Source organism: Streptomyces sp. G5(2025) (assembly GCF_049542075.1).
Taxonomy (GTDB): Bacteria; Actinomycetota; Actinomycetes; order Streptomycetales; family Streptomycetaceae; genus Streptomyces.
This window is the reverse complement of sequence record NZ_JBMUZT010000006.1, coordinates 5,377,691-5,396,597: the sequence shown is the minus strand read 5'-3', so window position 1 is coordinate 5,396,597 and position 18,907 is coordinate 5,377,691. Positions and strand designations below refer to the sequence as shown.

The 18,907-nt window shown below is 71.8% G+C and carries 13 protein-coding genes and 1 pseudogene; 9 read left to right on the top strand and 5 right to left on the bottom strand.

Going from position 1 to position 18,907, the window contains the following annotated elements:
* Nucleotides 1-38: 38 nt before the first annotated feature.
* The gene (locus ACOBQB_RS35450) at nt 39-515 is read left to right on the top strand and encodes a transposase (RefSeq protein WP_423597773.1); all 477 of its coding nucleotides are present in this window, start codon (nt 39-41) and stop codon (nt 513-515) included.
* On the opposite strand, the gene ACOBQB_RS35445 is transcribed toward ACOBQB_RS35450, so the two are convergent.
* Together ACOBQB_RS35445 and ACOBQB_RS35440 are read right to left on the bottom strand one after the other, a co-directional pair.
* Nucleotides 488-3,466 (bottom strand): hypothetical protein, encoded by a 2,979-nt coding sequence (locus ACOBQB_RS35445; protein WP_423597771.1) that lies wholly within the window; start codon nt 3,464-3,466, stop codon nt 488-490. The genes ACOBQB_RS35450 and ACOBQB_RS35445 overlap by 28 nt on opposite strands.
* Before the next feature lie 39 nt (nt 3,467-3,505).
* Complete coding sequence (locus ACOBQB_RS35440; RefSeq protein ID WP_423597769.1) at nt 3,506-4,387, bottom strand: DUF4231 domain-containing protein; 882 nt, start codon at nt 4,385-4,387, stop codon at nt 3,506-3,508.
* Between the two features lie 248 nt (nt 4,388-4,635).
* Here ACOBQB_RS35440 and ACOBQB_RS35435 point away from each other — a divergent pair, with 248 nt between their 5' ends.
* Together ACOBQB_RS35435 and ACOBQB_RS35430 are read left to right on the top strand one after the other, a co-directional pair.
* On the top strand, nt 4,636-5,019 hold the full coding sequence (locus ACOBQB_RS35435) for a hypothetical protein (RefSeq protein WP_423597767.1): 384 nt from the start codon (nt 4,636-4,638) through the stop codon (nt 5,017-5,019).
* A 133-nt stretch (nt 5,020-5,152) separates the two neighbouring features.
* On the top strand, nt 5,153-6,160 hold the full coding sequence (locus ACOBQB_RS35430) for a methyltransferase (protein WP_423597763.1): 1,008 nt from the start codon (nt 5,153-5,155) through the stop codon (nt 6,158-6,160).
* Here ACOBQB_RS35430 and ACOBQB_RS35425 read toward each other — a convergent pair.
* Nucleotides 6,157-7,926: a rhomboid-like protein gene (locus ACOBQB_RS35425; RefSeq protein WP_423597761.1), complete on the bottom strand. Its 1,770-nt coding sequence runs from the start codon at nt 7,924-7,926 to the stop codon at nt 6,157-6,159. The genes ACOBQB_RS35430 and ACOBQB_RS35425 overlap by 4 nt on opposite strands.
* 205 nt (nt 7,927-8,131) lie before the next feature.
* On the opposite strand from ACOBQB_RS35425, the gene ACOBQB_RS35420 reads away from it, so the two are divergent.
* The 5 genes and pseudogenes from ACOBQB_RS35420 (at nt 8,132) to ACOBQB_RS35400 (ending at nt 15,183) form a co-directional block, all read left to right on the top strand.
* Complete coding sequence (locus ACOBQB_RS35420; RefSeq protein WP_423597759.1) at nt 8,132-8,842, top strand: spermidine synthase; 711 nt, start codon at nt 8,132-8,134, stop codon at nt 8,840-8,842.
* Between the two features lie 65 nt (nt 8,843-8,907).
* A complete protein-coding gene (locus ACOBQB_RS35415) occupies nt 8,908-9,648 on the top strand; it encodes a response regulator transcription factor (RefSeq protein ID WP_423597757.1) in 741 nt (246 codons plus the stop codon).
* Nucleotides 9,649-9,661: 13 nt separating this feature from the next.
* Nucleotides 9,662-10,758, top strand: a pseudogene (locus ACOBQB_RS35410) (HAMP domain-containing sensor histidine kinase).
* Between the two features lie 275 nt (nt 10,759-11,033).
* Nucleotides 11,034-14,861: a multifunctional oxoglutarate decarboxylase/oxoglutarate dehydrogenase thiamine pyrophosphate-binding subunit/dihydrolipoyllysine-residue succinyltransferase subunit gene (locus tag ACOBQB_RS35405; RefSeq protein WP_423597755.1), complete on the top strand. Its 3,828-nt coding sequence runs from the start codon at nt 11,034-11,036 to the stop codon at nt 14,859-14,861.
* A 139-nt stretch (nt 14,862-15,000) separates the two neighbouring features.
* On the top strand, nt 15,001-15,183 hold the full coding sequence (locus ACOBQB_RS35400) for a DUF6104 family protein (RefSeq protein WP_003961784.1): 183 nt from the start codon (nt 15,001-15,003) through the stop codon (nt 15,181-15,183).
* A 57-nt stretch (nt 15,184-15,240) separates the two neighbouring features.
* Here the strand turns inward: ACOBQB_RS35400 and ACOBQB_RS35395 are convergent, their stop codons facing one another.
* Nucleotides 15,241-16,164, bottom strand: coding sequence for a TIGR03620 family F420-dependent LLM class oxidoreductase (locus ACOBQB_RS35395; protein ID WP_423597753.1), 924 nt, complete (start codon nt 16,162-16,164; stop codon nt 15,241-15,243).
* Between the two features lie 121 nt (nt 16,165-16,285).
* Between ACOBQB_RS35395 and ACOBQB_RS35390 the strand changes: the two genes are divergently transcribed.
* Complete coding sequence (locus ACOBQB_RS35390) at nt 16,286-17,008, top strand: TetR/AcrR family transcriptional regulator (RefSeq protein WP_423597751.1); 723 nt, start codon at nt 16,286-16,288, stop codon at nt 17,006-17,008.
* Between the two features lie 864 nt (nt 17,009-17,872).
* Here ACOBQB_RS35390 and ACOBQB_RS35385 read toward each other — a convergent pair.
* Entirely contained in the window at nt 17,873-18,697 is an 825-nt protein-coding gene (locus ACOBQB_RS35385; RefSeq protein ID WP_423597749.1) for a hypothetical protein, read from the bottom strand.
* Between the last annotated feature and the right edge of the window lie 210 nt (nt 18,698-18,907).

Sequence of the window (18,907 nt, the reverse complement as noted above, 5' to 3'; positions counted from 1 at the left end):
ATGTCCGTAATGCCGTTGACTCTGGGTTATAGCTGCTGGTGGCGGGCTGGGCGAGGGTGACCAGGATCAGAGTCGAGCTGTTCTATCTGCCGCCAGACAGCCCGGAGCTGAACGACATCGAGCTGGTCTGGCGGCAGGCGAAGCACGAGGACTACCCACGACGCACCCAGACCAGCACTGACTCCCTCGGCGAAGCCGTCGACCAGGCAATGGCCCAGCAACGAGACCGAATCCGAGGATCAACAAAACGACTTCCCCCAAACCACTTAGGCGTTGAGCCTGGGGGCCGTGACGCGGAGCTGGACTGCCCTGCGGGCAGATGGCGTCGGCGAGTGGGCCGAGGCCGTCCTCCCCTCCCCACCGCACCTGGCCCCACCACTGACAGAAGGACGGCACGATCATCGAATACGTCGAGCACCGGCCCGCTCCAGAGGGTGCCTGGCGTTGTCCTCGCGCCTGGGCGGAGGCAGATGCGGGGACCTGACGACTACTTCGGCCGACAACCGTCGCGGTAGGGCATGCCGGGTACGTCACGCTTCCATTCCTTGCGGGTCGGACCGCCGTTCGCGATCTCGCATGCTTCGGCTGCTGGATCGGTGACCAACGTGGGCAGCCTCCCCAGGTCCCATAGGGTGATGCCGTCGCCGCCGCCCGTGACCAGGGTGCGGCCGTCCGGGGTGAAGGTCATGTCAGCTACGTCCTGGCTTTCGTGGTCCACCGATTCGGTGCGGGTGGGGCGGCCCGCGTTGCTGATGTCCCACAGCGTCACCGTTCCGTCCTGCGTCCACACCCCGAGGAGCCGCCCCCGCGGGTGGATCGCGAGGCGGCTCACGCGGTCCGTCGTGGGCGGAAGCTGGGTGAGCTGACGGGGGTGCGAGGCGGAGCGCACGTTCCACAGGGAGACGCGATGTCCTTCGCCCGTGACAGTGGCCATGTGCTCGCCGTCCCTTCCGAACGCGGCCGCGCCCCCTGGCACGGTGCTCAGCCGTCGGCCGTCCGTCGTGAGCAGCCGTGTCTTGAGTTTCTCCGCGGCCCAGCCCTCCTCCGACACGTCGTCGGAGAGGGCCAGCAGCCGGCGGCCGGGGACGTAGGCGACCTCGGTGGTGTTGTCGGAGGAGCCCATCGCCTTCTCCTTGACGGGAGGCCGCACGGTGACGTTCCAGGTCTCTATCTCGGTCTGCTCGTCCGTGACCATGGCCAGGGAAGTGCCGTCGTGGGAGAGGGAGACGGACGGGCTACCGCTCTCCTTGGGCAGAGTCGAGTAGAGGCGCGGACGGCGGGGTTCGCCGATGTTCCACAGCTCGACGTTCTCCCATTTGCCGCCGTTCGCGAGCAGTCTGCCGTCGCCACTGAAGGCCAGGTCCTCCGATCCGCTCTGGCCGTTCAGCGTGGTCAGGTGGGAGGGGGAACGCGGGCGGGTGATGTCCCACAGGCTCAGCATGCGCGGCTTCTCGTCGGGGCCGATGATGGTGGAGTTCTGCGGGGTGTCCCCGGAGGCCACCGTGTGTCCGTCGGGGCTGAGGGCGAGGGCCGAGGTGCCCTGGCCGCCGTTGACGAGGGTGGCCAGGCGCGATGGACCCGGCTCGTCGGTCCTCCAGTGGAGCACCCCGCCGTCCACGTCGGCGGAGACGAGCTCCTTGCCGTCTTTCCGGAATCCGAGCCCTGAGATCCAGCCGCGGTGTCCGTACAGCGTCGAGTGGCGGCTGCCGCTGTTGGACGGGTCCGTAGTGTCCCACAGGACGACCTCGTGATCCTCCCCGCCGCTCGCCAGCTTGGTGCCGTCGTCGTTGAATGCGAGGGCGCCCACCGTGTCACGGTGGGCGTCGAGCGTCGCCACGCGGCGGGGAGCCTTGCCCTGCCCGTACCGCCACAGCGTGACCTGGCTGCCCTGCCCCAGTGCGAACAGGGGCTTCTTGGGGTGGAAGACCGGGCAGGCCGACCAGCCCTCGATCCCTGCCACGGGGTGGAGGCGCGGGGTGCCGCGACGGTTCCAGAGGACGATGCCGGGCTGGGTCCGCTTGCCTCCCACCTGCGTGAGCATGCTCGAAGCGGTCACCACGGTCTTTCCGTCGGGGCTGACCGTGATGCTCCCGCTGGGATCGTCGGACACCGCCGTTTCGACGGGGGTCCCCTTGGACAGCAGACGGCCGCGCGGCCGTCCCGAACCGTCCATGTCCCAGGAGGTGATCCGGCCGCGCATCTCGGAGGAATCCCCCGACAGGAGACGACCGTCCGGGGTGAAGGCGACGGAATTCGCCTTCACCGAACCGGGGAACGCCGGCTTCTCGACCGGCTTCCGCGGATCCGTGAGGTCCCAGGCCCTCAGGTGCGGTCTCTCGGAATCGTCCATACGGTCGTCGGCCGCAGCCGCGAACTCCCGGCCGTCGTCGCTGAAGGCCAGGTCGACCCGGCTGCCGGGCATATGGGCGAGCGAGGCCACGGGGCGCGTCCTGTGGCGCTCGGAGACGTCCCACAGCTTCAGCCTGCCTGAGCCGTCCACAGTGGCCAACAGGTTGCCGTCGGGACTCAGTTCGGTGTCGCTGGTGAGCGAGAGCGCGGGGACGCGCGAGCTGCCCGCATAGCGGGTCCTGCTCAGCGTGTCGAGCAGGCTCTTCCTGCCCGCCGCCGTCGGCTTGATGGACTGAGCCGCAAGACCCAGGCGCAGGGACCGCTGTGGGTCGGACCTGCGTACGCTGTCGGCCTGGGCCAGCAGCGCCCGGCGGGTGGCGAGGCTCCGTTGACGTTCGGCCTCGTCGCGCTGCTGGGTGGCGACGACCGCCTGCCAGCCCGCGAGGACCGCCACAACGGCCAGAGCGACCGCTGCGGCCCAACCCACGGCGACTGCCTGCCGACGCCGTCGCAGGTCGTCGGAGTACAGCTCGTCCTTGCTCTTGTTGTGCATCGGTGCGGCGAGGGAGCCGACAACGTCCCGAAACCGGGCGTCGCGCAACGTCAGCTGTTTCCTCTCGCATGCCCAGCGGAGGTCGACCCACTTCGGCTCGGCGGAAAACCATCCGCTCAGCGTGCGCGGCAGCGCTGTGGTCGATTCCCAGTCGAAGTCTCCGGCCGACTGGTCCCACGCGATGGTGCCGCTGGTCAGGACGATGTAGAAGGTGTCGCGTGCGCGATGCTCGCGCCACCACGCGACCTCCTCGTGCACCCAGCCGGACACCGCGGCCTCCGGTGAGGCCAGCAGTACGAAATGCCGGGATACGCCCAGCACTCTCTGGAGGCTCTCCCACAGGTCGCTGCCGGCCGCCAGGCTGCTGTGGTCGTAGAAGACCCGCAGCGCCCGCAACTGGTTCCATTGCCGGGCGAACCGGTGCAATCCCCGCTTGAGCGCGGGAGCGCGGCGCGCGTCGGCCTTGCGACTGTAGGACAGGAAAGCGTCGTACGAGCGGTGGTGCGGTGTCTTCCCGGGTGGCCCGGTCACGGACGCTGGGGCTGGCAGTTCGAGCTCCGGCATGGGCTCCTCTTCACTCTCACCGTGCACCGTGCGTGGGCTTCACCCACCGTGTGAGGCTCGCCATAGCGTGTGCTCACGGGAGATGGCCTCCTCCGCGTCGGCCACGAACGCCGCCCAGGTGTCCTCCGAGCGCGCCCGCTCGGCCCGCGCCCGGATGGCGGCCAGCTCGTGGGTCGCCACGCCGTACGCCGTGGCGAGGTTCTGATGCTGCTTGGTCTGGACCCAGGCCGCTCCGGCCGCGGCAAGTGCGGCCGCGATGCCCAGTACGTCGATGGTGATCAGCTCGGCCACCCGCATGATGCCTGCGGAGATCCCGACGAGTTCGAGCACGGCCAGCAGCACCGCCCAATGCGTGGAACGCCGGGCGTTCCAACGCGCCTTGCGCGCATACCAGTTCCACTGGTCGTCGATGCGCTGTCGCAGATACAGGTCGCGACGGCCGTCGAGCGGGAGCTCCCTGGCCCGGCGCATGCCGGCCGTCACTTGGTCGGGGGCTCCGTGGTCGGGCAGCAGCCAGATCGGCTGCACGTCCGCCTGGATCTCCGCGAGACGCTCCATCAGCACCTCGGTCGCCCTGTCAGTCTCCATGACGCCGGTGCCCAGCGGCGCGCCGCCCACCATGTAGCGCCACGTGAGGGTCTTGACGGACTCCGCGACGGCTCGCCCGCCGTACCAGTGCCGGTCGGGGCGCTCCTTGAGCTGGTAGATCTCGCTGACCAATGCCGTCGCGAAGGCCACCGTCGCGAGCACAGCGGACACGTCGACCCCCGACGTGGTGAGGCTCAGCGCACCGAATACGGCGGCAGCCACGAGGGCAGTGAGCTGGATCCTGGTGGCTCTCAGATACCTGCGCTGGCCCGCGAGGGAATTGGCGTCGGCCGCACGCAGGAGGGCCGGGAGATCACTGTAGCCAACGGTCACCGAACACCTTTCTGCAGCCCAACAGGTATTCTATGTAAGCATGTTGACGTCTGTGCCGGGCCAGCGCCACGGACCGTGCACAGCGTGACGTACCCCGCATGCCCTACCGCGACGGTTGTCGGCCGAAGTAGCCGTCAGGTACCCGCACCTGCCCCTGCCCAGGTTGCGTTTCCCCGAGGGGTAGGGACGATCGAGGCCGCCCACATGCGCCGTGACTGTCTGCTCACCTGCGGCCCACGGACCTCGGTGTGGTGGCGTCGATGCCGGAGGCGCCAGGAACCGACAGCGGACTACGCGCCAAGGACATCTGCCGCGCCCTCGACACCGGCACCACCACCAACCACGCCGAAAGCCTGCGCGCAGAACTCGAACGCCTCGTCGCCCGCAGCGTGCTCACCGAACCGGAGTCCGGCCTGTTCACCTCGCCCAGCCCGCCACCCGCAGCGCTAACCCAGAGCCAACGGCATTACGGACGCAGCCTCACCGGCGTCCCCTCACAGCAACAACCCCTCCCCTGCCTCCGCAGCGGACGGAAAGTACAGAGACAACCTGCACACAGCCACGCCCTGCCGATCAATCCGTTCGCTCATCTTCCAGGTAACACACCGGCCCTGATGCAGCATCGAACGTGATGGGACAAGAGCGCTGACGGTGACGGTGACGGCGGCACCAGCAGCCGGCACCGGATCGCCCTCTGTACGGGCGGCCGTTCTCTCGGGACCGTGGAGACTTCCGGCTTTCCGACTCTCGCGGAGGAGATCCACGGTGGACACACCCGACCTCACCGGGCAGCTCATGGAGCACGCACTCGGTCATCTCTTCTCGGCGGCGCTGCGCACGGCGGCCCGCTGCCGCGTCGCCGACCACCTGGCGGCCGGGCCGCGCACCGCCGAGGAGCTGGCCGAGCTGACCGACACGCACGCCGGGCACCTGCGGCGCGTCCTGCGCTATCTCGCCACGCGTGACGTCTTCCGGGAGGACGAGGCGGGCGCCTTCCACCTCACGCCGCTCGCGGAGTCGCTGCGCACGGACGTGCCGCACTCGCAGCACGCGGCGGTCGTGATGCTGACCGACCAGGCGTTCCAGCAGACCTCGGCGGGCCTTGAGGAGACGGTGCGCAAGGAGGGGCCGTCCTTCGAGCGCACCTTCGGGCAGCCGTTCTTCGCGTACCTGGCCGGGGACCCGGCGCTGCGGGAGCTGTTCGACGCCGGCATGACCTCGCTCTCGGGGCCGGTCGACGCGGCGGTCGCCGAGGCGTTCCCCTTCCCCGAGCGGGGCACGGTGGTGGACGTCGGCGGCGGGCGCGGCAACCTCCTGAGGACGCTCCTGCGCGGGCGGCCCGGCCTGACCGGGGTCCTCTTCGACCAGACCCCGGCGATCAGTACGCACGTCCTGAGCGGGGACGACGCCGTGCGAGGCCGCTGGAGCGCCGAGTCCGGGGACTTCTTCGCGCAGGTCCCCAAGGGCGGCGACCTCTACGTCCTCAAGCACGTCCTGCACGACTGGCCGGACGACGCCTGCCTGCGGATCCTGCGCAACTGCCGGGCGGCGATGCGCCCCGGCGCCCGCCTCCTGATCGTCGAGTCGGTGCTGCCCGAGGGCAACTACCCGCACCCCGGCAAGGCCCTGGACGTCGCCATGGCGGCGATCGTGGACGGCCGGGAGCGGACGGAGGACGACTTCACGGCGCTGCTCTCAGCGGCGGGGTTCACGCTGACGCGGATCCTGCCGACGGCGGCGTGGCCGTCCGTGCTGGAGGCGGTGCCGGCCTAGCTCGCGCCGGCGCGTGAGGCCTGCCCCGAGGGAGGAGCCCGGAAGGGACGACCGCGCCGGAGCAGGGGCCAGACGCAGACGCCGACCGCGAACGCGAGCAGGTGCCCCCAGTTCGTCATCGGGTCGGTGAACGCGATCAGGTCCTCGACCAGCATCCAGCCGAAGCCGGCGAGCACGGCCCAGCGCAGCCACGGCGTGAGCAGCCCCGCGAGCGCGCCGACGCTGGCGGCCACGCCGAAGCTGATCCCGTAGTCCAGGCGGTGCAGCGAGCTGCCGGGCAGATGGCCCGCGAGGACGGACAGACCGACCGGGACCTCCGTCGCGAGGGTGGCGACGACGTGCCCGAGCAGGAAGACCCCGGCCGTGCGCAGGCCTCCGATGCGGCGCTCCAGCGCGGTGAGGACCAGCAGGAAGCCGATGGCGTACGGCGAGGTGATGCCGCCCGCGATCCACAGCGCACTGGCGACGAGAACGAGGAGCGGGTTGTGCGCGAGGTGCGCGACATCGGTGCTGGAACCGCGCAGCAACGCGTCGACCAGCTCCGGGTCGGCGTACCGGCCGAGGAGCGAGGTGGCGGTGAGGACGACCGCGTACCCAAAGGTGAAGGGCGTACGACGAGGCCCGGGCAACAGCCACCAGGGGCGGATCCGGGAGCGGACCCGGGAGGGAGCTGCGGGGGAGGCGGATCCGGCGGGGGCTGTGGCGGTGGGAGCGGGCCCGGCGACGGCGGCAGCTCCGGCAGCGGTCGTGACGGCAGGCACGGGCCCGGCGACGGCCGTGGCGACGGGCGCGGGCCCGGCGGCGGCCGTGGCGACGGGCGCGGGCCCGGCGGCGGCCGTGGCGACGGGCGCGGGCCCGGCGGCGGCCGTGGCGACGGGCGCGGGCCCGGCGGCGGCCGTGGCGACGGGCGCGGGCCCGGCGGCGAGGGTTGGGGCGACGGGCGCGGGCCCGGCGACGGCGGCAGCTCCGGCAGCGGTCGTGACGGCAGGCACGGGCCCGACGACGGCGGCCGTGACAGCGGGCGCAGGCCCGGCGGCGAGGGCTGTGGCGACGGGCGCAGGCCCGACGGCGGCCGTGGCGACGAGGACGGGCCCGGCGGCGACGGATCCGGCGGCTGTGGCGGCAGGCGCACGCCCCACGGCGGCGGCAGCTCCGGCGGCGGTCGTGACGGCAGGCACGGGCCCGGCGACGGCGGCCGTGACAGCGGGCGCAGGCCCGGCGGCAGCCGTAGCGGCGGCGGGCCCAACGGCGGCAGATCCGACGGCGGCCATGACAGCGGGCGCAGGCCCGGCGGCGCACGTGACGGCCGGCACGGGCCCCGCCGCGGCCGGAGCGGCGACGGGGGCTGTGGCAGCGGGTACGGGCCCCACGGCGGCCGTGGCGACGGGCCCGGCGACGGCGGTCGTGACGACAGGCGCGGGCCCGACGGCGGCCGTGGCGACGGCCGCAGGCCCGACAGCGGCCATATCCCGAGCCGCAGGCCCGACCACGGCCGTGACGGTGGCCGCAGAGCCGACACCGGTCCTGGCCCTGGCCCTGGCCGCAGATCTGACGGCGGCCGTGCCCGTGGCCGCAGGCCCCGCGGCCATAGCCGTGACCCCGTGCTCGCCCTCCGGCGGCCAGAGGCGCGGGGGCGGCTGCCGGGGGATCGCGTGCAGGGTGGGCGGCTCACGGTCCCCGGGAGCCGCGGGCGGCTCGCAGCCCCCGGGCGCGCGGGCGATGCCGGTGGTGTCGGCGGTGTCCGGGGGCTCGACGCTCTGGTTCACGGGTGAGGCGCTCCTTCCGTCCCGCCCTACCCTTTGCCCATTCCCGGAGCGCTGTCCACGTCCGGCGTCCACGTGGGACGCGATTCACAGCAACCTCAGGGGTCACTTCCGCGTCACCGGCGGCCTCCCGCACCGCCGGAAAAGCCGCCCGCGCCGTCGAAAAAAGCGGCCCGCGCCCCGCCCCGCCGCTCATACCCTGTGGCCCATGCACACCCACACCACCGCCCCCGTCGTCCTCGACCGGCGCGAGGGCCCGTACGGCGAGGTCGTACTGCGGCGCCACGGTGAGCTGCTGCAGATCATCGCCAACGGCTGCTTCCTGATGGACACCTCCGACGGCCGCTCCGAGCGGCTGCTCGTCGACGCGGCGCGGGACGCCCTCGACGACCGCCCGGGGCCGGCCCTCCTGATCGGCGGCCTCGGCGTCGGCTTCTCCCTGGCGCACGCCGCCGCCGACCCCCGCTGGGGGCGTATCACCGTCGTCGAGCGCGAGGCGGCCATCATCGACTGGCACCGGGCGGGACCGCTCGCCGAGCTGTCCGCCGCCGCACTCACCGATCCGCGTACGCAAATTCTTCACACTGACCTCGTCACCTACATGAACGGAACCGGGGGCGCACGACCCGGTCCCCCGCAGACGTACGACGAGACGTACGACGCACTCTGTCTGGACATCGACAACGGCCCCGACTGGACGGTGACGGAGGGCAACAACTCCCTTTACTCGCCTGCCGGTCTGGCCGCCTGCAAAGCCCGCCTCACCCCCGGCGGCGTGCTCGCCGTATGGTCCGCCAAGCCCTCGCCCGCTTTCGACGACGCTCTACGGAATGCCGGATTCCAACAGGTACGCACCGAAGAGATCCCCGTTGCCCGAGGCGTCCCCGACGTGGTGCATCTCGGCGTCAGGGCTGCGTAGCCGAGGTGCCTTCGCGACCCGTACCCTGCTGACCGAACACAAGCGATCAGTGTCAGGGGCGGGCGATGGAGCAGACACACACCTCCCACAACGGCGCCACGGCGGCGACACCCGGCGCCCAGCGACGGGTCCTGGTGGTCGAGGACGACCCGACGATCGTCGACGCCATCGCCGCCCGGCTGCGGGCCGAGGGTTTTGTTGTGCAAACGGCCGGGGACGGCCCTTCGGCGGTCGACACGGCCCAGGCCTGGCAGCCCGACCTGCTCATCCTCGACATCATGCTGCCGGGCTTCGACGGCCTGGAGGTGTGCCGCCGGGTCCAGGCCCAGCGGCCCGTCCCGGTCCTCATGCTCACCGCGCGTGACGACGAGACGGACATGCTGGTCGGCCTCGGCGTGGGCGCCGACGACTACATGACCAAACCGTTCTCCATGCGGGAGCTCGCGGCCCGCGTCCACGTCCTGCTCCGCAGGGTCGAGCGGGCCGCACTCGCCGCGACGACGCCCCGCAGCGGCATCCTGCGCCTGGGCGAACTGGAGATCGACCACGCCCAGCGGCGTGTGCGCGTGCGCGGCGAGGACGTCCATCTGACGCCCACGGAGTTCGACCTGCTGGTCTGCCTGGCCAACACCCCGCGTGCCGTCCTCTCCCGCGAGCAGCTGCTCGCCGAGGTCTGGGACTGGGCCGACGCCTCCGGCACCCGCACCGTCGACAGCCACATCAAGGCGCTGCGCCGGAAGATCGGCGCCGAGCGCATCCGGACGGTGCACGGCGTGGGCTACGCCCTCGAAACCCCGGCGCCGTGAGGCCGGTCCTGCCATGAGCGGGCCTTTCGGGTCCTTCGGGCCGTTCCAGGGGCTGCGGCCGTTCTCCATCAAGACGAAACTCGGGGCCCTGGTCGTCGTCTCCGTCTTCATCACCACGGGCCTGCTGCTGGTGGCCATGAAGACCGAGACCGAGCTGCGCTTCATCACCGTCTTCTCGGTGATCGCCACGCTGCTCATCACGCAGTTCGTGGCGCACAGCCTCACCGCGCCGCTGGACGAGATGAACGCGGTGGCCCGCGCGGTGAGCCACGGCGACTACACGCGCCGGGTGCGCGGCGCCGACCGGCGCGACGAGCTGGGCGACGTGGCCACCACGATCAACGCCATGGCCGACGACCTGGAGGCTCAGGACACCCAGCGCAAGGAGCTCGTGGCCAACGTCAGCCACGAGCTGCGCACCCCCATCGCGGCCCTGCGCGCCGTCCTGGAGAACGTCGTGGACGGGGTCTCCGCCGCCGACCCCGAGACGATGCGCACCGCCCTGAAACAGACCGAGCGCCTCGGCCGTCTGGTGGAGACCCTGCTCGACCTCTCCCGCCTCGACAACGGCGTCGTACCGCTGAAGGCCCGCCGTTTCGAGGTCTGGCCGTATCTGTCGGGCGTACTGAAGGAGGCCAACATGGTGGCCTCCGCGCGCGCGGCCATCGCCTCGGGCTCCGGCAGCCACACGCGTACGGACGTCCATCTGCACCTCGACGTCTCGCCCCCGGAGCTGACGGCGCACGCGGACGCGGAGCGCCTGCACCAGGTGGTAGCCAACCTCATCGACAACGCGGTCAAGCACAGCCCGCCGCACGGCCGCGTGACAGTGCGGGCCCGGCGCGGCCCCTACCCCGAGTCCCTGGACCTGGAGGTGCTCGACGAGGGCCCCGGAATCCCCCAGTCCGAATGGCATCGGGTCTTCGAGCGGTTCAACCGGGGCAGCCACGCCGGCGCCCCGCCAAGGGCTCGGCCATCGACGGCGGCACCGGCCTGGGCCTCGCCATCGCGCGCTGGGCCGTCGATCTGCACGGCGGCCACATCGGGGTGGCCGAATCCCCGCGCGGCTGCCGGATCCAGGTCACTCTTCCGGGCCTGTCCGACGCGTGAAGTTGACGTAGGGTTCGAAGCGGAAGCGATTACCGGCCGCTCTCGCGGGCACCCGGAGGCCGCCGCCGCGCGTAGACGTCCCTCCGACGTACCCGCGCGGCCATCTCGCGTTGCGGAACCTCGCTTGTTTCCCGCCATTTACACCCCCGAAACCCTTCGCCCAGTGTGACTTACGCGACGGATGACGGGCCCGGCCTGCACCCAGCGCCGATGGAGGCGTAGCCTTTATTTCCGCTGTCCATCACCTTGTGAAGCGGAAGAGGGCGGTTACCGCCGTGTCGCCAGAGTCCCCCAGTAACTCGAGCATCTCGACCGACCAAGACGCGCAGGGCAAGGACCCTGCCGCCGCCTTCGGTCCCAATGAGTGGCTCGTCGACGAGATCTATCAGCAGTACCTCCAGGACCCGAATTCGGTCGACCGAGCCTGGTGGGACTTCTTCGCCGACTACAAGCCAGGGGCGGGCGCTTCCGTAGCCGCCGCCCCGGCGAAGCCGGCGGGTGACGCGGCCGCGGGGGCCGCGGCCACCAGTGCTCCCGCCACTCCGGCCGCGCCCGCCGCACCGGCCGCCGCCGCACCCGCGGCTCCGGCCGCCCCGGCCGCCGAGAAGCCCGCCGCCCCCGCGGCGAAGCCCGCGGCCGCCGCTCCGGCCCCGGCCGCCAAGCCCGCCGCCGCGAAGCCGGCCGCCACCAAGGCGGAGCCCGCGAAGGAGGCCCCTGCGAAGGAAGCCCCCGCCGGTCCCGAGTACGTGACGCTGCGCGGCCCCGCCGCCGCGGTCGCGAAGAACATGAACGCCTCGATCGAGGTCCCGACGGCCACGTCGGTCCGCGCGGTCCCGGTGAAGCTGCTCTTCGACAACCGCATCGTCATCAACAACCACCTCAAGCGCGCCCGCGGCGGGAAGATCTCCTTCACGCACCTCATCGGGTACGCGATGGTGCAGGCCATCAAGGCCATGCCGTCGATGAACTACTCCTTCGCGGAGAAGGACGGCAAGCCCACCCTGGTCAAGCCGGAGCACATCAACTTCGGCCTCGCCATCGACCTCGTGAAGCCCAACGGCGACCGCCAGCTCGTGGTCGCGGGTATCAAGAAGGCCGAGACCCTGAACTTCTTCGAGTTCTGGCAGGCCTACGAGGACATCGTCCGCCGCGCCCGCGACGGCAAGCTCGGCATGGACGACTTCACCGGCGTCACGGTCTCCCTGACCAACCCCGGCGGCCTCGGCACCGTCCACTCGGTGCCGCGTCTGATGCCCGGTCAGTCGGTCATCATGGGCGTCGGCTCGATGGACTACCCCGCGGAGTTCCAGGGCACCTCCCAGGACACCCTGAACAAGCTCGGCATCTCGAAGGTCATGACGCTCACGTCGACCTACGACCACCGGGTCATCCAGGGTGCCGCCTCCGGCGAGTTCCTGCGGATCGTCGCCAACCTCCTCCTCGGCGAGAACGGCTTCTACGACGAGATCTTCGAGGCGCTGCGCATCCCCTACGAGCCGGTCCGCTGGCTCAAGGACATCGACGCCTCGCACGACGACGACGTCACCAAGGCCGCCCGCGTCTTCGAGCTGATCCACTCCTACCGGGTGCGCGGCCACGTGATGGCCGACACGGACCCGCTGGAGTACAAGCAGCGCAAGCACCCCGACCTGGACATCACCGAGCACGGCCTCACCCTGTGGGACCTGGAGCGGGAGTTCGCGGTCGGCGGCTTCGCCGGCAAGTCGATGATGAAGCTGCGCGACGTCCTCGGCGTGCTGCGCGACTCGTACTGCCGCACCACCGGCGTCGAGTTCATGCACATCCAGGACCCCAAGCAGCGCAAGTGGCTCCAGGACCGCATCGAGCGCCAGCACGCCACCAAGCCGGAGCGCGAGGAGCAGCTGCGCATCCTGCGCCGCCTGAACGCCGCCGAGGCGTTCGAGACGTTCCTCCAGACCAAGTACGTCGGTCAGAAGCGCTTCTCGCTCGAAGGCGGCGAGTCGGTCATCCCGCTGCTCGACGCGGTCATCGACTCGGCCGCCGAGTCGCGCCTGGACGAGGTCGTCATCGGCATGGCCCACCGCGGCCGCCTGAACGTCCTCGCGAACATCGTCGGCAAGTCGTACGCGCAGATCTTCCGCGAGTTCGAGGGCAACCTCGACCCGAAGTCGATGCACGGCTCCGGCGACGTGAAGTACCACCTGGGCGCCGAGGGCACCTTCACCGGTCTGGACGGCGAGCAGATCAAGGTCTCGCTGGCCGCGAACCCCTCCCACCTGGAGGCGGTCGACCCGGTCCTGGAAGGCATCGTCCGCGCCAAGCAGGACATCATCAACAAGGGCGGCACGGACTTCACGGTCCTGCCCGTCGCGCTCCACGGCGACGCGGCCTTCGCGGGCCAGGGCGTGGTGGCCGAGACCCTGAACATGTCGCAGCTGCGCGGTTACCGCACGGGCGGCACGGTCCACGTCGTCATCAACAACCAGGTCGGCTTCACCGCCGCCCCGGAGTCGTCCCGCTCGTCGATGTACTCGACGGACGTGGCGCGGATGATCGAGGCGCCGATCTTCCACGTGAACGGCGACGACCCGGAGGCCGTGGTCCGCGTGGCCCGCCTGGCCTTCGAGTTCCGTCAGGCGTTCAACAAGGACGTCGTGATCGACCTCATCTGCTACCGCCGCCGCGGGCACAACGAGTCGGACAACCCGGCGTTCACCCAGCCGCTGATGTACGACCTGATCGACAAGAAGCGCTCGGTGCGCAAGCTCTACACCGAGTCCCTCATCGGTCGCGGCGACATCACCCTGGAGGAGGCCGAGCAGGCGCTCCAGGACTACCAGGGGCAGCTGGAGAAGGTCTTCACCGAGGTCCGCGAGGCCACCTCGCAGCCCTCGCCGGTGGACGTCTCCGGTCCGGAGGCCGAGTTCCCGGTCGCCGTGAACACCGCGATCTCCCAGGAGGTCGTCAAGCGCATCGCCGAGTCCCAGGTCAACATCCCCGACCGCGTCACCGTGCACCCGCGCCTGCTGCCGCAGCTCCAGCGCCGCGCGGCCATGGTCGAGGACGGCACGATCGACTGGGGCATGGGCGAGACCCTCGCCATCGGCTCGCTGCTGATGGAGGGCACCCCGGTGCGCCTGGCGGGCCAGGACTCGCGGCGCGGCACGTTCGGCCAGCGCCACGCGGTCCTCATCGACCGTGAGACGGGCGACGACTACACGCCGCTGCTGTACCTCTCCGAGGAGCAGGCCCGCTTCAACGCCTACGACTCGCTCCTCTCGGAGTACGCGGCGATGGGCTTCGAGTACGGCTACTCGCTGGCCCGTCCCGAGTCCCTCGTGATGTGGGAGGCGCAGTTCGGTGACTTCGTCAACGGCGCGCAGACCGTCGTCGACGAGTTCATCTCCTCGGCCGAGCAGAAGTGGGGCCAGACGTCCGGCGTCACCCTGCTCCTCCCGCACGGTTACGAGGGCCAGGGCCCGGACCACTCGTCCGCCCGCCCGGAGCGCTTCCTCCAGCTGTGCGCGCAGAACAACATGACGGTCGCCATGCCGACCCTGCCGTCGAACTACTTCCACCTCCTGCGGTGGCAGGTGCACAACCCGCACCACAAGCCGCTGGTGGTCTTCACCCCGAAGTGGATGCTGCGCCTGAAGGCCGCCGCGTCCAAGACGGAGGAGTTCACCTCAGGCAGCTTCCGCCCGGTCATCGGCGACGCGTCCGTGGAGGCGAAGGCGGTCCGCAAGGTCGTCTTCTGCGCGGGCAAGCTCTACTACGAGCTGGACGCCGAGCGGCAGAAGCGCGGCATCACGGACACGGCGATCATCCGCATCGAGCGCCTGTACCCGCTGCCGGGTGCGGAGCTCCAGGAGGAGATCTCCAAGTACCCGAACGCCGAGAAGTACCTGTGGGCGCAGGAGGAGCCGGCGAACCAGGGCGCGTGGCCCTTCATCGCCCTCAACCTCATCGACCACCTGGACCTGGCGGTCGGCGCCGACATCCCGCACGGCGAGCGGCTGCGGCGCATCTCGCGTCCGCACGGCTCGTCTCCGGCGGTCGGTTCGAAGAAGCGCCACGAGCAGGAGCAGGCGCAGCTCCTGAGCGAGGTCTTCGAGGCGTAGGCCTCAGCGGCCTCAGCGGTTCTACGAACGGTGGGCCCGGCCCCGAGCGCTTGTCGCCCGGGGCCGGGCCCACCGGCGTGTGCGGGGTCTCGGCCGCCTACCATGAGGGGGAAGAGGCCGTCCGCATCAGGAGCATGAGTTGTACTTCACCGACCGTGGCATCGAGGAGCTGGAGAAGCGGCGCGGCGAGGAGGAGGTCACTTTCGAGTGGCTCGCCGAGCAGCTCCGCACCTTCGTGGACCTCAACCCCGACTTCGAGGTCCCGGTCGAGCGCCTGGCGACGTGGCTGGCGCGGCTGGACGACGAGGACGAGGACGAGTAGCCACGCCCGGCCACCCGCTCACCCGGCCCCCAGCCACCCGGTCACCCGGCCCCCTGGTCACCCCGTCACGAGCGCAGGCGCCAGCTCCCGCCACTGCGGCAGGGGCAGCGCCGCCGGGTCCTCGGTCAGCACCTGTACGCAGACGTGGTCGGCGCCCGCGTCGAGATGGGCCCGCACGCGCGCGTGGAGCACGTCGACGTCTCCGTAGGCGACGATCGCGTCGACGAGGCGGCGGCTGGGCGGGCCGCCCGCGAAATCTGCGTCACCGAACCCCATGCGCCGTACGTTCGCCTTCTGGTGAGGAGCGCTCGTGACGTAGCCCGCCACGTGCCGCGCGGCCACCTCTCGCGCCCGGTCGACGTTCCTGTCGAGGACGACGGCCTGCTCGACGCCCAGGAACGCGTCCGGCCCCATGGTCCTTCGCGCGAGCGCCGTGTGCTCGACGGGGACGAAGTACGGGTGGGCGCCCCAGGTACGCTCGGCGGCCAGCGCCAGCATCTTGGGGCCGAGCGCCGCCAGGACGCGGCGCGGGGCGGGGTCGGGAACGGGGCCGTGCGCGGGGGCCGCGTCCATGGACTCCAGATAGCGGCGCATCGTCGCGAGCGCCTTCCCGCGCGCGGGAACGGGATAGCCGTCGACCTCCACGACGGTGTCGTCGACCCGGTGGCCGCCCAGACCGAGCAGATAGCGCCCCGGAAAGGCCTCGCCCAGCGTGCGCTCCGCCGCCGCCATGGCCAGCGGGTCCCGGAAGGCGATGTTGGCGATGCCCGAGGCGACGACGATGCGGCGGGTCGCGGTGAGCAGCAACCAGGCCTGCCCGAAGGTGTCCCGCCCGAAGGCCTCCCCGTACCAGAGGGCGCCGTACCCCAGCTCCTCGATCTCTATGGCGGTCTCCCGGACCCGCCCCGCGGGGTGCCCCTCGAAGGCGAAGGTCCATACCCCTGCCTGCCCGAGCCCGCCCCGCACCATAGCCCCACTCATGCGCCCCACCCTTGCCTTCCCGGCGCTCTTCCGGAGAACCTCTCCGCTTGGCGGTCCCAACAATATGGAGAACCTCTCCGGTTAGCTAGCCCCTTGCTGTGCGGTACGCGACGATGACCGGATGAGCACACCCGAGGAACGACGCCGAGAGGGACAAGGGAAGGGCCACAGGAGGGGGCAGGGGCAGAGGCAGAGGCACGCACAGGAGCAGGACCAGGACCAGGACCAGCGAACGGGACCGGCGCTGGACCGCCGTACCCGCGCCGCCGACCAAGCCTCCGTCGACCGGCGGCCGCGCGCGGACGCGCGGCGCAATCGCGAGCGGATCGTCGCCGCGGCACGGGAGGCGTTCGCCGAGTCCGGCCCCGAGGCGTCCCTCAACGAGATCGCCCGCCGCGCGGGGGTCGGCCCGGGCACGCTCTACCGCCACTTTCCCGCCCGCCCCGCACTTCTGACCGCGGTACTCCAGGACCGGATCGACACCCTGTGCGGACGCGCGGAGAAGCTGCTCGCGGCCGACTCCCCCGACGAGGCGCTGGCCGAGTGGCTGCGCGCGCTGCTCGCCCACGCGCGGGTGAACCAGGGCCTGGGCAGCGCCCTGCTGATCGAGGAACTGGAGCGGCCGGACGCCCTGGGCTTCGACTGCCACCAGCGGATCCAGGACACGGCACACGGGCTTCTGGCCCGGGCCCAGCACTCCGGCACGGCCCGCTCCGACCTCACGGCTCCCGACCTGGTCCAACTGGTCGTGGGCATCGCGTTGTCGACGGCCCACGCCACGGCGGACCCGGCCCAGCCGGACCGCCTCCTGACACTCGTCCTCGACGCGGTACACCGCCACTGAGCCGCTGGAACCGCCATCGCCGAACCTTGACGCGGTACACCCGCGCTGAGCCACAGGAACCGCCACCGCTGAGGCCTTTGGAACCAACGCCGCCGTCACCGCCGGGCCGACCACCTGGCCCCCGCGCCCGGCGGGGCCCCTCAGCCCCGGGCCCGCATCCGGTCGTACGCGAGGCCCAGCACCCTGCACCACCGCCGAGTCGACCACCTGAACCACCGCGGACGGCAAGGCCCCCTAACCCCCGCGCCCGGCGGGGCCGACCCCCGAGCCCTCGCGACCGGCGAAGCCCCTCAGCCCCGAGCCCGCATCCACTCGCACGCCAAGCCCAGCACCCCGAACCGCCACCGCTCTCGCCGCCGAGTCGACCACCTGAGCCACCGCGCCCGACGAGGACAACCACCGCCACGTCACCGCCGGGCCGACCACCTGACCCCACGCCCGGCGGGGCCGACCCCCGAGCCCCCGCGCCCGACGAGGCCCCTCAGCCCCGGGCCCGCATCCACTCGCACGCCAAGCCCAGCACCCCGAACCGCCACCGCTCTCGCCGCCGAGTCGACCACCTGAGCCACCGCGCCCGACGAGGGCAACCACCGCCACGTCACCGCCGGGCCGACCACCTGACCCCACGCCCGGCGGGGCCGACCCCCCGAGCCCCCGCGCCCGGCGAAGCCCCTCAGCCCCGGGCCCGCATCCACTCGCACGCCAAGCCCAGCACCCCGAACCGCCACCGCTCTCGCCGCCGAGTCGACCACCTGAGCCACCGCGCCCGACGAGGGCAACCACCGCCACGTCACCGCCGGGCCGACCACCTGACCCCACGCCCGGCGGGGCCGACCCCCGAGTCCCCGCGCCCGACGAGGCCCCTCAGCCCCGGGCCCGCATCCGGTCGTACGCGAGGCCCAGGGCCCCCTGCACCAGCAGCACCGCCGCCGCGGCGGCCCAGCCTCCGCTGCGCCGTCGTACCGCCCATACGGCGAGCGGCAGGGCGGCCGCCACCTGGGCCGCGGCCAGCGCACGTGCCTTTGGACCGCGCACCCAGGGGCCGAGCGGCCCGCTGTCGACCACGTCGAACTCCGCCCGTACCGCGTCACGCCAGCCGGACCACTCGATCCTGCGCAGGCCCCGCTGGACCCGCGCCACCTCGCGCAGCCGGTCGGCCGGTTCTCCGGGGCCGAGACCGGGCGGGAGGGTGAGTCCCGTGCGGGTGAGGACGGCGAGGAGGCCGAGCATCCTGGCGCGCGCGTCGGCCTGCGCGTCGGGTCGGGTCAACGCCTCCAGGGACTGCATGTCCAGGACCGGATCGAGGCCGAGCCGCGCCGCGAACGTCCGCATCGCCTCGTCCTCGCCCACAGGCGTGCCGTTGGCGAGCCATTCGTAGCCGACGGTGCGCCGGAAGCCCGCCGCGAGGGTGTAGCCGGAGCGGTCGGTGTCCCACCACAAGGCGAGCACGGGCCGGCCCGAGCCGACCGCGAGGGCCGTGGCCCAGCCGGTGAGCACCCGGTCGACAGGCTCCTCACCGTGCAGCCAGGGCTTGCCCTCGGGCACGAGTACGCTCCAGCCACCACCGGCCGGCGCGAGCAGCATCCGCTCGCGGAGCAGGTGGGCGGCGGGCTCCACGATGTCGGGCTCGGCCTGGCTGAGCAGCAGCGCGCCGACGCCCGTGGCGTGGTCGAGGGCTTCAGACGACATGGCCCCACGCTAGGACAAATCACGGCATTCGGCGCACGAGCCGGGACATATGGCTCACGGGCCACCACCAGGGGGGCGCCGACGACGCTTCACTCTCAGAATGTCTTGACTTCCGGCAACCGCGATATATCGTGGATAGCAGAGACGCGATATGGCGCGTCCTGTTCGTCCCGCCGCCCCGCCCGCCCCGCCCGACCCGCCCGACCCGCC